Here is a 301-nt window from a genome sequence, read left to right as displayed (position 1 = left end):
ACAACTTCTTTAGCTGATATATCGGATGATAGGATTCGCAAACGCAATTTTGGCCTGTGAGGAATAGACATCCCGATTGGGGGTTGTTTTAGGCTCGTTTATCGGCGGTTTTTTTTAGGTTAATTTGATCGGTGTGTTCTATTTTATTTTGTCGCTGGTTTTTCACTCATTAATTTTATTTTTTCTTTAGATGTTTTCAGAAACTCTTCCTATACAGGATAGGCATTATTTTGATATTAAGCGCACAAATCCTTTAGGTGCGGTTTTGCAACTTAGACAATATCGAACAGTTATTTGGATG

General features: G+C 35.9%; 1 pseudogene. It reads left to right on the top strand.

Features of this window, described 5'->3' with window-relative positions:
• Positions 1-301 (top strand): annotated as a pseudogene (locus tag ACFINS_RS10680) (tetracycline resistance MFS efflux pump); the annotation flags it as partial.

The sequence above is a fragment of the Bartonella sp. AA2SXKL genome, assembly GCF_042197205.1.
Taxonomy (GTDB): Bacteria; Pseudomonadota; Alphaproteobacteria; order Rhizobiales; family Rhizobiaceae; genus Bartonella.
This window is presented reverse-complemented; position numbering and strand designations above follow the sequence as displayed.